This window comes from Senegalimassilia faecalis (genome assembly GCF_004135645.1).
Lineage (GTDB): Bacteria > Actinomycetota > Coriobacteriia > Coriobacteriales > Eggerthellaceae > Senegalimassilia > Senegalimassilia faecalis.
The window spans coordinates 488,310-502,551 of the sequence record NZ_SDPW01000001.1 but is presented as its reverse complement, the minus strand read 5'-3'; the positions used below and the strand labels follow the sequence as shown (position 1 = coordinate 502,551).

General features: G+C 56.6%; 17 protein-coding genes. 12 read left to right on the top strand and 5 right to left on the bottom strand.

Annotated elements, in window-relative coordinates:
- Position 1: 1 nt before the first annotated feature.
- Entirely contained in the window at positions 2 to 484 is a 483-nt protein-coding gene (locus ET524_RS11680) for a hypothetical protein (RefSeq protein WP_201738613.1), read from the top strand.
- A gap of 287 nt (positions 485 to 771) precedes the next feature.
- On the opposite strand, the gene ET524_RS02220 is transcribed toward ET524_RS11680, so the two are convergent.
- Complete coding sequence (locus ET524_RS02220; RefSeq protein WP_201738612.1) at positions 772 to 1,053, bottom strand: GMP synthase (glutamine-hydrolyzing); 282 nt, start codon at positions 1,051 to 1,053, stop codon at positions 772 to 774.
- 194 nt (positions 1,054 to 1,247) lie between these two features.
- Here ET524_RS02220 and modD point away from each other — a divergent pair, with 194 nt between their 5' ends.
- Positions 1,248 to 2,135 carry a ModD protein gene (modD, locus tag ET524_RS02215; RefSeq protein WP_129423138.1) on the top strand — a complete coding sequence of 296 codons (888 nt, stop codon included), beginning with the start codon at positions 1,248 to 1,250 and terminating at the stop codon, positions 2,133 to 2,135.
- Here the strand turns inward: modD and ET524_RS12140 are convergent.
- Together ET524_RS12140 and ET524_RS12135 are read right to left on the bottom strand one after the other, a co-directional pair.
- Positions 2,118 to 2,279 (bottom strand): winged helix-turn-helix transcriptional regulator, encoded by a 162-nt coding sequence (locus ET524_RS12140; RefSeq protein WP_408005800.1) that lies wholly within the window; start codon positions 2,277 to 2,279, stop codon positions 2,118 to 2,120. The genes modD and ET524_RS12140 overlap by 18 nt on opposite strands.
- 11 nt (positions 2,280 to 2,290) lie before the next feature.
- Positions 2,291 to 2,557, bottom strand: a complete 267-nt coding sequence (locus ET524_RS12135; protein ID WP_408005799.1) for an EamA family transporter — start codon at positions 2,555 to 2,557, stop codon at positions 2,291 to 2,293.
- Here ET524_RS12135 and ET524_RS11900 point away from each other — a divergent pair.
- Positions 2,510 to 2,761: a type 2 periplasmic-binding domain-containing protein gene (locus tag ET524_RS11900; protein WP_236648234.1), complete on the top strand. Its 252-nt coding sequence runs from the start codon at positions 2,510 to 2,512 to the stop codon at positions 2,759 to 2,761. The genes ET524_RS12135 and ET524_RS11900 overlap by 48 nt on opposite strands.
- Here ET524_RS11900 and ET524_RS12130 read toward each other — a convergent pair.
- Both ET524_RS12130 and ET524_RS02195 read right to left on the bottom strand, forming a co-directional pair.
- Complete coding sequence (locus ET524_RS12130; RefSeq protein ID WP_408005798.1) at positions 2,734 to 2,892, bottom strand: Fic family protein; 159 nt, start codon at positions 2,890 to 2,892, stop codon at positions 2,734 to 2,736. The two genes, ET524_RS11900 and ET524_RS12130, sit on opposite strands and share 28 nt — an antisense overlap.
- An 18-nt stretch (positions 2,893 to 2,910) precedes the next feature.
- Complete coding sequence (locus tag ET524_RS02195) at positions 2,911 to 3,753, bottom strand: TetR/AcrR family transcriptional regulator (protein WP_129423135.1); 843 nt, start codon at positions 3,751 to 3,753, stop codon at positions 2,911 to 2,913.
- 101 nt (positions 3,754 to 3,854) lie between these two features.
- Here ET524_RS02195 and ET524_RS02190 point away from each other — a divergent pair, with 101 nt between their 5' ends.
- The 9 genes from ET524_RS02190 to ET524_RS02155 all read left to right on the top strand — a co-directional run bounded on the left by ET524_RS02190 (position 3,855) and on the right by ET524_RS02155 (position 13,631).
- On the top strand, positions 3,855 to 4,145 hold the full coding sequence (locus ET524_RS02190; protein ID WP_129423134.1) for a hypothetical protein: 291 nt from the start codon (positions 3,855 to 3,857) through the stop codon (positions 4,143 to 4,145).
- Positions 4,146 to 4,664: 519 nt separating this feature from the next.
- A complete protein-coding gene (locus ET524_RS02185) occupies positions 4,665 to 6,545 on the top strand; it encodes an ABC transporter substrate-binding protein (protein ID WP_129423133.1) in 1,881 nt (626 codons plus the stop codon).
- Positions 6,536 to 9,481, top strand: coding sequence for a PAS domain-containing hybrid sensor histidine kinase/response regulator (locus ET524_RS02180; protein WP_201738610.1), 2,946 nt, complete (start codon positions 6,536 to 6,538; stop codon positions 9,479 to 9,481). The genes ET524_RS02185 and ET524_RS02180 overlap by 10 nt, the downstream gene beginning before the upstream one ends.
- A gap of 259 nt (positions 9,482 to 9,740) precedes the next feature.
- On the top strand, positions 9,741 to 10,301 hold the full coding sequence (locus ET524_RS02175; protein ID WP_201738609.1) for a class I SAM-dependent methyltransferase: 561 nt from the start codon (positions 9,741 to 9,743) through the stop codon (positions 10,299 to 10,301).
- Position 10,302: 1 nt separating this feature from the next.
- On the top strand, positions 10,303 to 10,908 hold the full coding sequence (locus ET524_RS02170) for a class I SAM-dependent methyltransferase (RefSeq protein WP_129423132.1): 606 nt from the start codon (positions 10,303 to 10,305) through the stop codon (positions 10,906 to 10,908).
- Between the two features lie 78 nt (positions 10,909 to 10,986).
- The gene (locus ET524_RS11510) at positions 10,987 to 11,136 is read left to right on the top strand and encodes a hypothetical protein (RefSeq protein WP_161566579.1); all 150 of its coding nucleotides are present in this window, start codon (positions 10,987 to 10,989) and stop codon (positions 11,134 to 11,136) included.
- A 100-nt stretch (positions 11,137 to 11,236) separates the two neighbouring features.
- Positions 11,237 to 12,079, top strand: coding sequence for a class I SAM-dependent methyltransferase (locus tag ET524_RS02165; protein ID WP_129423131.1), 843 nt, complete (start codon positions 11,237 to 11,239; stop codon positions 12,077 to 12,079).
- Positions 12,080 to 12,195: 116 nt separating this feature from the next.
- Complete coding sequence (locus ET524_RS02160) at positions 12,196 to 12,855, top strand: L-2-amino-thiazoline-4-carboxylic acid hydrolase (RefSeq protein WP_129423130.1); 660 nt, start codon at positions 12,196 to 12,198, stop codon at positions 12,853 to 12,855.
- Positions 12,852 to 13,631 carry a ZIP family metal transporter gene (locus tag ET524_RS02155; RefSeq protein WP_129423129.1) on the top strand — a complete coding sequence of 260 codons (780 nt, stop codon included), beginning with the start codon at positions 12,852 to 12,854 and terminating at the stop codon, positions 13,629 to 13,631. The genes ET524_RS02160 and ET524_RS02155 overlap by 4 nt, the downstream gene beginning before the upstream one ends.
- Positions 13,632 to 14,242: the final 611 nt, after the last annotated feature.

Here is a 14,242-nt window from a genome sequence, read left to right as displayed (position 1 = left end):
GATGCCGCTTATCGGATTGATTGGACTTCTCGGTGCTGAGCAAACACGGCAAATGATCTGCCGCTTTGCCTCGCACCTGACAAGTGACCCGTCTCTTTGTCGGGTGGCGATGCGACGTCCCTCGATGCGACTTGACGTTGCGCTTTTGTCACGTTGCGCTTCGTATGCTGGCTTCAGTGAAGGTGAAGGGCATTCGTGTCGGAAGGAAGGGGCGGCATCATGGGATCGCTGTTCGATACGTTTAATGGAGCAGCGCCTCGAGCGCCGCCTGCACGTTTGCGACTATGAAGCGGTTGCTTACACGTACGGCACCCACTTCGTGCTGCCTGAATCTATGCTCAGGATTGCGCTGCCGATCGGTCTGAAATTCGTCATGCGGTTTCTTTTCCGCTCCGCCAAAGAGCATCCGAATGAATGCGAGGCCACAAGGAAAGACATCGACAAAAGGCTGTCGGCTGCGCTACGTGAATGGGTTGCGGCTTAGGTCTGCGCTGCTTCATGGGCCCCAACTCAATATCCGAATTTGCAAGCGGTAGGGGCATTCCCTGCAGCTGGCGGGCGCTGAAACAGCCACCAAAATCCGTGAACCAAATAATTCCCGGTTTTCGAGGGCGGAAAGACCCAGGAATAGCGGAATCGAGTGCGTCGAGAACTGCGGCCACGATTCAAATCATAGCCGCAAATTGGCCGCAAACTACTAAAAATACCCCCTATCAAATACTGATAAGGGGTATTTGAACCGGTATTATACGTTTAGCAATTACGTATGATCTATTCCCACTCCACCGTGCCGACGGGCTTGGGGGTGAGGTCGTAGCACACGCGGCAGATGCGGGGGACCTCCGCGGTGATGCGGGCGGTGATGCGCTTGAGCAGCGCCCAGTCAAGTTCGGGCACCTCGGCGGTCATGACGTCGACCGTGTTGATGCAGCGGATGATGCAGGGCCAGTCGTAGGCGCGCTTGCCTTCGCGCACGCCGGTTGCGCGGAAGTCGGGCACCACGGCGAAGTACTGCCAGATGGCCAGGCTCAATATGACGGTTGCGGAGAACACTGGCTACGGCCTGAGGATGGCACGCGTTCCGAAGGCGGAGGCCGCTCAGCGCGTGGACGAGATGCTCGACCTGTTCTCCATCCGCCATATCGCCGACCGGACCCCGGCATCATCAGCGGCGAGGGCGGGTTGCGGTAGGCAGTATCATCGTCATGAAGGAAAACCACGCGCTGAGCAGTGCAAGGAGGAATCATATGTATATCCCGGACAGCTATCTCGATGAGCTTATCGCCTCCGACATCCCCAGCGGGATCGATCTGACCACGCATGTGCTGGGCATCGGCGGGCAGGCAGGTCGCATGGAGTACTACACGCGCGATGCGGCCCTGCTTTGCGGGACAGAGGAGACTGCCCGCATCTTCGGCCGTTTCGGCTGCACGGTTGTCGAGGCGCTTCCCAGCGGCAGCATGCTCGCGCCCGGCGATGTATTCATGACCGTTGAAGGACCTGCTGCCGGCCTGCATATGGGCTGGAAGATCTGCCTGAACATCTTCGAGTACTATTGCGCGCTCGCCACCAAGGCAAGGCAGATGGTGGATGCCGTGCATGCCGTGAACCCGCTGTGCGAGGTGCTTTCCACCCGCAAGCTCATGCCCGGCACCAAGCCCTTCGACGTCAAGGCGCTTACGGTAGGCGGCGCGTTCCCGCATCGCCTGGGGCTGAGCGAGACGGTGCTCGTGTTCGAGCATCACCTGACCTTCTACGGCGGCCTTGAGAAGTTCATTGCCGACCTGCCGCAGCTTAAGGCGAAGGTGTGCGAGAAGAAGCTGTTCGTCGAGTCGAGCGTCGAAGATGCCGCTCGCCTGGTGGAAGCCGGCGTCGACGGCGTGCAGCTCGACAAGGTGGCGCCTGAGCAGGTTGCGCAGCTGGTGCCGCAGCTCAAGGCCATCAACCCGCACGTGACGCTCATCGCCGCCGGCGGCGTGAACCTGGGCAATGCCGCCGAGTATGCCGCCACCGGCGTGGACGGCCTGGCCACCACCTGCCTGCATTTCGCAAAGCCCCTCGACATGAGCGTGCGCATGGAAGCGCTGTACGGGAGCGGTTGCTCCGCTTTTGCGCACTTAACGGGAACAGGTTGAGGTGCCGGTGCGCTTTTTCAAGTATTCGATGTACTCGTTTCCCCAGACTTCGAGTGTCGCTAGCACGTCTTGGAACTTGTGGCCGATTTCGCTCAACTCGTATTCGATCTTTGGCGGCATCTCCGATTGGACGTTGCGCGCGATCGGGGAACAGCTTACGAAACCCGCTCGGGTTCCGCTGTCATTGCTTCTTGCGGATAGGCCGGGGCATGCAGACGAGGCGGCTCGATGGTGGCGACGAATACGCCGGCCATGATGAGCGCCGCACCTAGGAAGGCGATGGGGGTCAAGACCTCGCCAACAAGGAAAAACGAGAACACCGCAGAGCAGACCGGCTCGAGCGAGAAGGCGAACCCGGTGGTCTCGGCGGGAACATGCGGCTGCACGTAGGCCTGGGTGATGAAGCCGTAAGCCGAGCAGATAAGCGCGAGGGCGATGATGACCGTGAGCTCGGTCGGGGTGCTGGGAAGCGTGATGCCGCCGAGCGCGGCCGCGTCGACATCAAGGTGCTTCCGATTGCGGCGGCGCCATCGCGCGACGTGGTGGCGGCATGGCGCAGCTGGGACACCATGCCCATCGCCACCAGGAAGTTCATCGATTACATGAGCTCGCACATCGAGGGATAGAAGATTGCGCCGCTTAGGACGCCGTCATTTATAAGGGAGAGCGTGATAAGAAGCCTTCTGATTCTTCCGTTGCCGTCGAGGAACGGGTGGGTGGTCTCGAACTGGTAATGGACAAGCACAGTCTTGACGATGGGTCCATCTCGTTCTCACTATGTATGAATTTCTCCAGATCGGGCATTTGCTGAGTCAAGGATGTCGTCGAAGCTGCATTGCACGATCTCGACCCTCATCGCTTCTATGACGAGAGCTGCCATCTGGGCTACCTGATCGGCGCCTTCTTCCAGATATCGGGGCAGAAGGCCCATCAAGCCGTGGACGAGAAACACGAGAAACATCTGCGATTGCTCGGGGGATTCCGGAGACTCCTGCCCCCTGAGCACTTCGTAGATGCGTGCAGCCAGCCGGTCGGCGAACACCGAGCTCAGGCCGTTGTCGACAAAAGCCCTCCCTTTCTTGAAGCGCTCCTCTCCGTCGAGCGCCGCTACGAACTCGCGTGCGAAAAGCTCTGGATCCGAGAAGAACGCTCCCGGATGCTCGATGCCATCCACCACCTCATCGGCGCTTGCGCGCGCATAAGCGATTGCGAGCTCGTAGATATCCGCGTAGTGCAGATAGAACGTGGCCTTGTTGATCTCCGCCTCCGATGCAAGCTGGGTGACGGAGATTTTGTTCAGAGGGCGCTGGTCCAGCTGGTTGCCGAAGACCTGCATGATGTGGCGCTCGGTGCGTTGCCAGCGCATGTCCTTCTTGCGTACGGGTTCAGAGGTGGAATCCGTGTCGTTGCCCTTTCCGGCTGCCGCCATCCGGGTTCCTATAACGCGTGCGGGTACTACAGGCTGTTTGGCTGCCATGCCATTCTCCTTCCAAAGATCGGCGGCGCCCGCTGCATGCGCGGGTCTTTTCCGCAGCGGGTTATGCGACGAATCGGGCGAATCGTCGATTACGCGACGAAAGGCGAGATTCGCAGATTGCCGTGCCTGGTTTAGTTTCATATGCTCCTTATTGCTAGACGATAGTCGAATAACTATCAAATGTCGAGTAAAAAACGTATGAGGCGCGAAGGAGCGCACGGGTTCCTGAAGGGAGCGAGGCAATGGAAGAGAACAGCAGACGCTCGTATGGGCATCTGAGCGGCAAGGTGTTGAACTGCGTGTTTGCAGCTTTGATGATGGCGATGTTCGTGGGGTCGCTCGACCAGACCATCACCTCAACGGCGATGGCGTCGATCGTGCGCGGACTGTCCGACACGTTGCAGCAGGCGGTGCACCTGTCCTACAACGAGGCGCTTACCCCGATGTACCTGATGCTCGCGCCAATGCTTGCTATCTGCGTAGTGCTCATGGCGTTGTGCAAGAGCAAGCCGTTGTCCGACACGCAGGACTGAATCGGTCGGGCCGCTTCGCCCCGCCTCCGATATGCTGCCGATCTTGCGACGTCGGCTTCTCGGTAAGGCCCTTATGTCCCCGAAACAGTCTGTTTTGGGGACATTCGTCTGCTCTCGGTTCGTCCGGGTAGCGCCTGGCATTCTCGTGGTTTTTCCGCACAAGGTCGAAGGTCTGCTTAATCCTCCATAGTCCAGGCCAAGCTTCTCTCCGCGTGCCCTCCAGGTGGGGTGGTCTGCAAAGTTCGAGCGCACGGCCCCGAAATCGGAGGAGCTTCCGATTTCGGCCTGATTCCTCCCGATTCCGTGTCCAAAATCTTGACACAGGTCAAGCCGGAGACAGAATGGGTGTATCCTTTTGAACGAAGTTTGACCCAAGATGCAATGATACCAGCGCTAGGATTCCGATAACGCATATTCAGGATTAACTTGATTTCCTTAGGAATGCGCTGATGGAGAGAAAGCCCAGACAGCCTGCCGGATACGAGCAGGCTGTCTTCGGGTCGTGAGGATAGGGATCGCATGCAGAAGAAACGGCTTTACAAGGTTTTTGCCCTGCTTGCTGCCACGGTGCTGGGTATATCCCTGCTGAGCGCTTGCGCCGAAAAGGGCGCCGAATCGACGCAGAAGCAGGAGGATTCCGAGACCATTCAGGTATACCTGTGGACCGCCAACCTGTACGAGAAGTACGCCCCCTATGTGCAGGCGCAGCTGCCGGATGTAAACATTGAGTTCATCGTCGGCAACAACGATTTGGACTTCTATAAGTTCTTGCAGCAAAACGGCGGTTTGCCGGACATTATCACCTGCTGCCGTTTCTCCCTGCACGACGCCGCCCCCTTAAAGGATAGCCTGATGGACCTTGCCGCCACCAACGAGGCTGGTGCCATCTACAACACCTACCTCAACAACTTCAAAAATGAGGACGGCAGCGTAAACTGGCTGCCCGTATGCGCCGATTCCCACGGCCTTGTGGTCAACCGCGACCTATTTGAGCAGTACGGTATCCCGCTGCCCAACGATTACGCCGGCTTTGTCGCAGCCTGCAAGGCCTTTGAGGAAGCGGGCATCCGCGGCTATACCGCCGATTATGAGTACGACTACACCTGCATGGAAACGCTGCAGGGGCTTTCTGCCTCCGAGCTTACGACCATAGACGGACGCAAATGGCGCACCGCCTATAGCGACCCCGCCAACGATGCCCGCGTCGGGCTGGACGACACCGTGTGGCCGGGCAACTTCGAGCGCATGGAGCAGTTCATTCAGGACACGGGTCTTACCGCGGCCGATCTAGAGCTCAATTACGATGACGTGACCGAGATGTTCGGCAACGGACAGCTTGCCATGTACTTTGGCAGCTCTGCCGGCGTAAAGATGTTCCAAGACCAGGGCATCGACGCAACCTTTTTGCCACTCTTTGGCCAAAACGGTGAAAAGTGGCTGATGACCACGCCCTACTTCCAGGTGGCGCTGAACCGTGATTTAGAGCAGAACGACGCGCGGCGCGCAAAGGCGATGCAGGTTTTGAACGTTATGCTGTCGCAGGACGCGCAGGAGCAGATTCTCGCAGAAGGACAGGACCTGCTCAGCTACAGCCAAAACGTCGACTACCGCCTGTCCGACACCATGGAGGATGTGCGCTCGGTGGTGGAAGAAAACCATATGTATATCCGCATCGCCTCCAACGATTTCTTCGCCATCTCGCAGGATGTGGTTTCCAAAATGATTACGGGCAAGTATGACGCCGCGCAAGCCTACAGCGCGTTCAATGCTGGTCTTTTGTCAGGGGAAACGCCCGACACGGGCGATACTGTGCTGAGCAGCGAAAACGCCTATTCCAACGTGTTCCACGAAAACGGCGGCAATGCGTCCTTCTCGGTTATGGCGAACACGCTGCGCGGCCTTTACGGCACCGACGTGCTGGTGGCAGCCGCCAGCAGCTTTACCGGCAGCGTGCTGCAGGCCGACTATACCCAAACAACGGCGCGCGCCATGATCATGCCCAACGGGCTTTTGTCGTACCAACGAACCATGACGGGCGCCGAGCTAAAGGACGCCCTGCGCGCCTTTGTAGAAGGGTGCGAGGGCGGCTTTACCCCGTTCAACCGCGGCTCCCTGCCGGTGGTCAGTGGCATTGCCGTGCAGGTAAAAGAGAACGGCGGCAGCTACGAGCTGACCGGCGTTACCCGCGACGGAAAGGCCCTGCGAGACGATGACACCGTTACCGTGACCTGCCTGGCAACGGAAAAGCAGATGGCACCGTTGCAACAGGACGAGCCCCACGCGTTTGAGCGCGGGGAGGACACGGTCAAAGACCTCTGGAGCAAGGCGCTTTCCGACGGCGGCGTGGTGCTTGCCGCGCCGGAAAGCTACATTACGTTGGAGCAAGCGGCGTGGAAGTAGACAAGCGCAAAACCAAAAGAACACGGCACTTACCGCGCAAAGGGCTGACCGCTGCCGCCGTTTTGCTGACGATAACGTGCTTTATCGGCCTTGGCGTGCAGTACCTTTCGTTTGTGTCCAAGACCGTCTACGAAGAGAGCACCTCGCATTTAGAGGAAGTTGTGCATAAATCCAACAGCATGCTGACCATGATCGCCAACCAAAACATCTCCTATCTGCATTTGTGGAACGGCTTTCTGGACAGCAACCCCGACGATGACGGGGTTCAGATGTATCTGGAATCCGCAAAGCAGGAGCTTGGCTTTGCCGAATTTTACTTTCTTTCTTATGACGGCAACTATATGACGCCTCGCGGGGAAACGGGCTATCTTGGTTTGCAGAGCAACCTTGACGAGATGCTTGCCGATCAGAACGACGTTGTGATGAACGCAGCCTTGCCCGGGCAGAAGCCGACGCTGGTGTTTATCTGCCCCGAAACAAAGGGCGTCTACCGCGGATTTTCCTACGATGCCATTGCCATCAGTCGTTACAACGACGATGTGATGAAAGCCGTGGGCAATTCGGCGTTCAGCGGAACTGCCAGCATCTATACCATCTACCCGAATGGACAGGTCGTGATCGAAAAGATCGCGGAGAGCGAGCAAAGCATCTATAACCTGCTTGCAGTGCTGCGCGAGCATTCCGACCTCACCGAGGCGCAGATACAAGGCCTTGCCGACGATTTTGCAAAAGGCGCCAGCGGAAACTATGAGGTAACGCTGGGCGGCACAAGATACTATCTGGCGTACGAAAGTACAGGCATCCAGGACTGGATCTTGGTGGAACTTGTCCCCGTGGATGTCGTCAATGCCAGCATGAATCAGCTTTGGCAGAGAACGGTCCAGATTATCGCGGGCATTGCAGGCGGTCTTTCGCTCATGGCCATTCTGCTGGTTATTAACAGGGGCCGCGTCAAACTGCGCCGCAAGAATACCGAAATCTTGTACCGCGAAGAGCTGTTCCGGAAGCTGTCCCGGAACGTGGACGATGTCTTTTTGATGCTAGATGCAAAAACCTACAAGACAGATTATATTAGCCCGAACATGGAACGCTTGCTGGGTCTGACGCAGGAGAGCGTGCGCGAAAATGTCGGTACGCTGGCCATGCTGCTCCCGAAGGATGCCGTCGAACCTGTCAAAAACTATCTGGCGGGACTCGCCGGCGGCGAGCAGCGCGAATGGGATATGGAATATACCCATCAGCAAACGGGGGAACGGCGCTGGTTCCATGTGGTTGCCATGGGCAGCGAGGTCGAGGGCAAAACCAAGTACATTCTGGTTTTGTCCGACCGCACCGCCGACAAGCAGGTGAACCAGGCGCTTTCGGATGCCGTTGCCGCCGCCGAAAACGCCAACCGCGCCAAGAGCACCTTCCTTTCCAGCATGTCCCATGATATCCGCACACCCATGAACGCCATCATCGGCTTTACCACGCTGGCGGTCAGCAATCTGAACGATAAGGAGCGCGTGAGGGACTACCTTGCCAAGATCCTTGCCTCCGGCAACCACCTACTCTCGCTCATCAACGACATCTTGGATATGAGCCGCATCGAAAGCGGAAAAATACAGCTGGACGAAACCGAGGTCAATCTGTCCGATGTGCTGCACGATATTAAAACCATCGTCAGCGGTCAGATCTACGCAAAGCAGCTGGGATTGTATATGGACGCGATAGACGTTACCGACGAGGACGTCTATTGCGACAAGACCCGGCTGAATCAGATCCTGATGAACCTTTTGTCCAATGCCATCAAGTTCACCCCCGCGGGCGGCACGGTAACGGTGCGGGTGCGCCAGCTTGCCGATAAAGTCGGCGGCTGCGAGCAGTATGAGTTCCGCGTCAAAGACAGCGGCATCGGCATGGACTCGGATTTTGCCAAAAAGGTATTCGAACCCTTTGAGCGCGAGCGCTCCTCAACGGTAAGCAGAATACAGGGTACCGGGCTGGGTATGGCCATTACAAAAAACATCGTAGATATGATGGGCGGCACCATCGAGGTGCAGTCCGCGCCGGAAAAAGGCTCTGAATTTATCGTCCGCGTGCCGCTGCGCGCGCAGGCTAACCACCGCAAGGAAGTAAAAATCGCCGAGCTGGAAGGGCTGAAGGCGCTGGTGGTGGACGACGACTTCAACACCTGCGACGCCGTGACCAAGATGCTGGTCAAGGTGGGAATGCGCGCCCAATGGACGCTTTCCGGCAAGGAGGCCGTGCTGCGCGCACGGCAGTCCCTCGAGATGGGCGACACCTTCAAAGCCTATATTATCGACTGGCGCCTGCCGGACATGAACGGCATCGAGGTGACCCGCCAGATTCGCGCCCTGCACGACGATGCGCCCATTATCATCCTGACCGCCTATGACTGGTCCGACATCGAGGTGGAGGCAAAGGCAGCCGGTGTCACGGCGTTCTGCTCCAAGCCGATGTTCATGTCCGACTTGCGCGACACGCTGATGACCGCCATCGGGCAGAAACAGGCGAAGGAGGAACAGGGCATATTGCCTCAAAATGCCACCGGCTTCAAGGGCAAGCATATCCTGCTTGCCGAGGATAACGAGCTGAACCGCGAGATCGCTGAGGAGATCCTGAACGCCTACGGCCTTGAGGTCGATACCGCCGAAAACGGCGCCATCGCCGTGGAAAAGGTCAGCACTGCAGCGCCGGGGCGGTACGATTTGGTGCTGATGGACGTGCAGATGCCCATTATGGACGGATACGCTGCCACCCGCCGCATCCGCGAACTGGGAAACCCCGCTTTGGCAGGCATTCCCATTCTTGCCATGACGGCGAACGCCTTTGATGAGGACCGCCGCAACGCCTTGGAAAGCGGCATGAACGGTTTCCTGTCCAAGCCCATTGTGATTGCCGACCTTGTGCAGGAGATGCGCAAGATCCTGTAACGAAATAACTTTTGAAATTTGCGCCCGATTCCGTTGTGCGCAAGTACAGCGTGTGGTGTTTCTCAAGGAGTAGCTGTACCGGCGGCTGGCTAATTTGCGCAAAAGCATTGACGGCAACTAAAAGGGTTGTGGTTAACCTCATCTAACCATTAATATCATGTATATGAGTTATAGCGGCCTAACATGTCGCCGTGAGGATAGAGCGATGAAGAAAAGTCAAAATTTATGGGACAAATAAGCTGGGCGATACGACCGCTTCATGCGCAAGGATGCGGCGGTCTATACGCAGCTGTATGAATTACTGCGTCCTGTGGTGTGTCAAAAAATCGTGCTGGAGCTGGCTACCGGTACGGGGTTGATTGCGAAAAATATCGTGAGCAGCGCCAATCATATCGAGGCTACGGATGCGTCGCCGGAGATGATCGCGGAAGCGCGGCGGGACAACCGATCCGCCAAGCTGCATTTCTCCGTGCAGGATATGTTTCATCTCCCTTATGCCGACGAAAGCTTTGACGTGATCATTGTGGCCAATGCTCTGCATATTGTGCCGGAGCCGGAGAAGGCTCTCTCCGAAATTCGCCGGGTGCTAAGGGACGATGGCGTTCTGGTTGCGCCGACCTTCACCCATGCGGATAACTCTTTCTTCGGAAAGGTCAAAGGGTTTTTCATGAAGCTAGCGGGCTTTCCGCTGCACAGCAAGTGGGCGAGCGAAGAATATCTGGCATTTCTGCGGGAAAACGGTTGGATGGTGCAGAAAAGCACCGTGCTGAAAGTCTCGTTCCCGCTAGCTTACGCAGAGTGCGCAAAATCGGAGGTGTGATATGTCGTTCTTTGAAAACACGCGCAAACCCGTGGGCCTTGGCGGGAAACTCATGGTTTCCATGATGAACGTTGGGCACAGTGCCGTGGCGCAGTGGGGATTTCATTTTTTGGAACTTGTGCCGGATGCCAAAGTGCTGGATTGCGGCTGCGGCGGCGGGGCAAACATAAAAAGGCTGCTGGAGAGCTGCCCGCGGGGGATTGTCAAGGGTATTGATTATTCCGACATCAGCGTGGAGAAGGCCCAAAAACTGAATCGGCGTGCCATTCGGGATGGACGCTGCGCCGTATGCCAGGGCAGCGTGGAACGTATGGATTTTACGGATGCGTCCTTCGATGCGGTCACGGCTTTTGAAACCGTCTATTTCTGGCCTGATTTGCCGCGGTGCTTCTGGGAGGTCTATCGGGTGCTGAAGCCCGGCGGGACCTTTCTCATCTGCAACGAAAGCAACGGCGATACGGACAAGGATGAGAAGTGGACGGAGATCATCGGTGGCATGACTATCTACAAAGACATTGAATTAAAGGCGTATCTGGAGCAGACGGGCTTTCACGAGGTGCAGATACACAAAAAGAAAAGTTGGCTGTGCATCACGGCGCGGAAATGAGGAGGTCAAGCATGAGCATTTTTTGCATCCATCCTGCACAGGGCTTATAGGCTCTCCGGCGCGAAAAAGGCGTTCACTTTGCCGGATTATGAGGAAGCCTGCAAATGGGCAAATGTCCCCTATACGGTGTTTGCTCGCCCGAAGATGGTGCATTGCTACTGTATGCTGCCGATTTTCAAGGAGTCAAAAGAGGGCTTTGCGAAAATCGCGGAGATTTTGGAGAAATGAGGCCAGAAGCGGTCGTGTGATGATTGAAACGCGGAGAAAAGCCATGGGGCGCAAAGAGGCCATGCCGAAACTGCCACTTATCAGAAAGTGAGTGATACCCATGAAATACAGAATCGAGAAAAACACCGTACAGGAAACGCTGATCATTCCGCTGTATGCGCGGAAGGTCTGCTCAGCACTATACCCGAATCTCTACCGCGACGAAACAGCGGTTCGCCTGATTGACGAGATCGACTACGATTTTTCTGAGGCGGAGAAAAAATCCCGCAGCCTGATGCAGCGTTTCGGTTCGTTGGAGGTGGCCATGCGGCAGAACGACCTTGCCTTTGAGGTACGGGATTACCTGAAAGGCTACCCCAATGCAGCGGTGGTCAATCTGGGCTGCGGGCTGGACAGCACCGGAAGAAACTGCGACAACGGCAGCTGCAAGATGTACAATTTGGATTTTCCCGAGGTCATTGCCGTGCGAAATGAGCTGCTGCCCGTCGGAGAACGGGAGGAGAACATCCCCTGTGATTTGAATGATACCGAATGGTTTACAAGAATCGATACGTCCGGTGGCGCGGTATTCTTCGCCTCCGGCGTGTTCTATTACTTTCTAACGGAGCAGGTCAAGGCGTTGGTGCAGCGCATGGCGGACTCTTTCCCCGGCGGTGTGCTTGTATTTGACGCTGCGAATCGGACGGCGGTGAAGATGATTGCCAAGACATGGCTCAAGGGTGCGAAGATCAAGGATGTGGGTGCGTATTTCGCCGTTTCGGACGCGTCCAAAGAAATCGGCGCATGGGACAGCCGCTTGAAGGTCACGAGCCGCGGCTATATGTTGGGCTACAACGACCTTCGCGACCCATCCGTGAGCGGCTTCTTCCGTTTTCTCGCCAGGGTCGGTGACGAAATGATGAAGATGCAGATCGTGAAGATCGGGTTCGAAGGCAGAAAATGAGTAGGAAATAATGGAAGCTCATCGCTGGCATCTGCCGGTTATCCGCTGGTTCTGGTACTCGGATTGATTCCACTTCGGGAAATGAAAAGAATCGGAGAATTTAAGGATATAGTGCGATGAAATACATTGGAATGCCTTTCGGCATGTGGGCACTGTTTGCGCTGTCGTTTCGAAAGCAGTTGACGGTAGTATTCGGCTGTGATGAGGACACTGCAAAAGCCATCACGAAAAAGGCGAAGCCGAGATACAAGGCGATTATCCATGAACTGCCAGAGTTTGAAAAAGGCGACCGTTTCAAAATGAACCTCGTGAACTGCGCGATGATCGGCGCGTTCATTCTCTCCATGTCGAAGCGCCCGGATGTGGAGCGGTTGACCGTCTACTACGCTAACGCCATGATGACGCCGCCAATGAAGTGGTTCTGCCGTCAAAGTGGCAAGTCGAAGTTCACGCCCAAGGATATCGCGGGCATGAAGGCGGCCGCCGCACTGAGAGCCGCCGACCGGAATCCCTATTCGTGGAACATGGACTTCATTGAATACCCGGACGGCAGCGGCTATGAGGGACGCTTTACGAAGTGCGGTATCTGCGTGCTGATGAAGGAGCTGGGGCTGTACGATTTAATGCCCGCGCTGTGTCGCCTTGACTACACCATGAGCGAAGCGAGCGGCGCGACGGACTTCGTGCGGCAGTATACGCTGGCAAGCGGCGGGCCTTACTGCGACTGCGGATACAAGAAAAAGGGACATACGGGTGAAAGGCAGCCAACTGCATGAGTCAAACCGTTTATGGCGTTCTGATTCCGTTTCTGGGTACATCTTTGGGCGCCGCCTGCGTTTTCTTTATGCGAAGGCAGTTCAGCGACGCCGTGCAGCGCGTCCTGATCGGATTTGCTGCGGGAGTGATGGTGGCGGCCTCCGTCTGGAGTCTGCTGATCCCGGCCATCGAGCAGGTGGCGTGGATGGGGAAGCTGGCGTTTTTGCCGGCGTTTGTCGGCTTCTGGATCGGCATTTTATTCTTGCTGGGGCTGGACCATCTGATTCCCCATCTGCACGCAAGAAGTAACCAAACCGAGGGACCGAAAAGCCGGCTGCAAAAGACGACCATGATGGTGCTGGCGGTGACGCTGCATAATATCCCGGAGGGAATGGCCGTGGGCGTGGTCTACGCAGGGCTGCTGTCCGGCACGGCGCAGATCACAGCGGCAGGAGCGCTTGCTCTGTCGTTGGGAATCGCCATTCAGAACTTACCGGAGGGGGCGATTATATCTATGCCGCTCCGTGCGGAGGGGGAGAGCAAGGGACGGGCTTTTCTTAGCGGTGTGCTCTCCGGAGTCGTGGAGCCAATCGGCGCTGTGCTGACCATTCTCGGCGCAAGTTTGATTGTCCCGGCTCTTCCGTATTTGCTGAGCTTTGCCGCAGGAGCCATGCTGTATGTGGTGGTAGAGGAGCTGATTCCGGAAATGTCCCAAGGCAAACATTCCAACCTTGGCACGCTTGCCTTTGCTGCGGGCTTTAGCATCATGATGGCGCTGGATATGGCGCTAGGATAAACAAGAATGCTGTTTCACTTCGTACAAGCTTCTTGGTGCGGCCACACAGGAATGCGATAAACGCCACGGGCTACCCTAATAAGTTTACCGCGCCTTGCTTGTTCCCCAAGTTCAAAAACTCTGAGTGGCTTTACCTTATTCTGTTTGCTGATGACGGCTCGTGTCATCGAGAGAATAGTGATGGACGGCTTCTCCAGAATAGTCGCTGGTTATTTCCGCTCAGTGATTAAGCGAATTCGCGTGCTGTCATCTCGTGCCGTTGTCATGCCGTCAAGGGGTTGATTCGTGTGAGATTTTGGCGAATCAGGGCCTTGATTCGCGGTTTTGGGAGTGACTCAACCGCTTCATGAAACCACAGGTTGGGCCTTTGGCCATTCCGTGTTTTCAACGGGGTTCGTAGCAAGTGGCTTGAAAACGAGTGATTCGAGCATGCTTTGCATGCATGCGGATTGTTAAACCGCAACATCGCAAGGTGCGGGGTTTTCCTCCAGGCAGTCGTCGACCGAGCATCGGGCGATGTCCCCTCCGTAGACGTAGCCGTATGTAATCGGCTCGAACGACGAGACGCACATACGGGTATCCGAGGCGATTAACGTTTCGTAGCCGCCGAG

Excerpts from the sequence above, each read along its gene's own strand:
- ET524_RS02160 (WP_129423130.1), top strand. The coding sequence starts at position 12,196 with ATGAAATACATTGGAATGCCTTTCGGCATGTGGGCACTGTTTGCGCTG.
- modD (WP_129423138.1), top strand. The coding sequence starts at position 1,248 with ATGTATATCCCGGACAGCTATCTCGATGAGCTTATCGCCTCCGACATC.
- ET524_RS02170 (WP_129423132.1), top strand. The coding sequence starts at position 10,303 with ATGTCGTTCTTTGAAAACACGCGCAAACCCGTGGGCCTTGGCGGGAAA.
- ET524_RS02185 (WP_129423133.1), top strand. The coding sequence starts at position 4,665 with ATGCAGAAGAAACGGCTTTACAAGGTTTTTGCCCTGCTTGCTGCCACG.
- ET524_RS02190 (WP_129423134.1), top strand. The coding sequence starts at position 3,855 with ATGGAAGAGAACAGCAGACGCTCGTATGGGCATCTGAGCGGCAAGGTG.
- ET524_RS11680 (WP_201738613.1), top strand. The coding sequence starts at position 2 with ATGCCGCTTATCGGATTGATTGGACTTCTCGGTGCTGAGCAAACACGG.
- ET524_RS02155 (WP_129423129.1), top strand. The coding sequence starts at position 12,852 with ATGAGTCAAACCGTTTATGGCGTTCTGATTCCGTTTCTGGGTACATCT.
- ET524_RS02195 (WP_129423135.1), bottom strand. The coding sequence starts at position 3,753 with ATGAAACTAAACCAGGCACGGCAATCTGCGAATCTCGCCTTTCGTCGC.
- ET524_RS02175 (WP_201738609.1), top strand. The coding sequence starts at position 9,741 with ATGCGCAAGGATGCGGCGGTCTATACGCAGCTGTATGAATTACTGCGT.
- ET524_RS02165 (WP_129423131.1), top strand. The coding sequence starts at position 11,237 with ATGAAATACAGAATCGAGAAAAACACCGTACAGGAAACGCTGATCATT.
- ET524_RS11900 (WP_236648234.1), top strand. The coding sequence starts at position 2,510 with ATGCGGCTGCACGTAGGCCTGGGTGATGAAGCCGTAAGCCGAGCAGAT.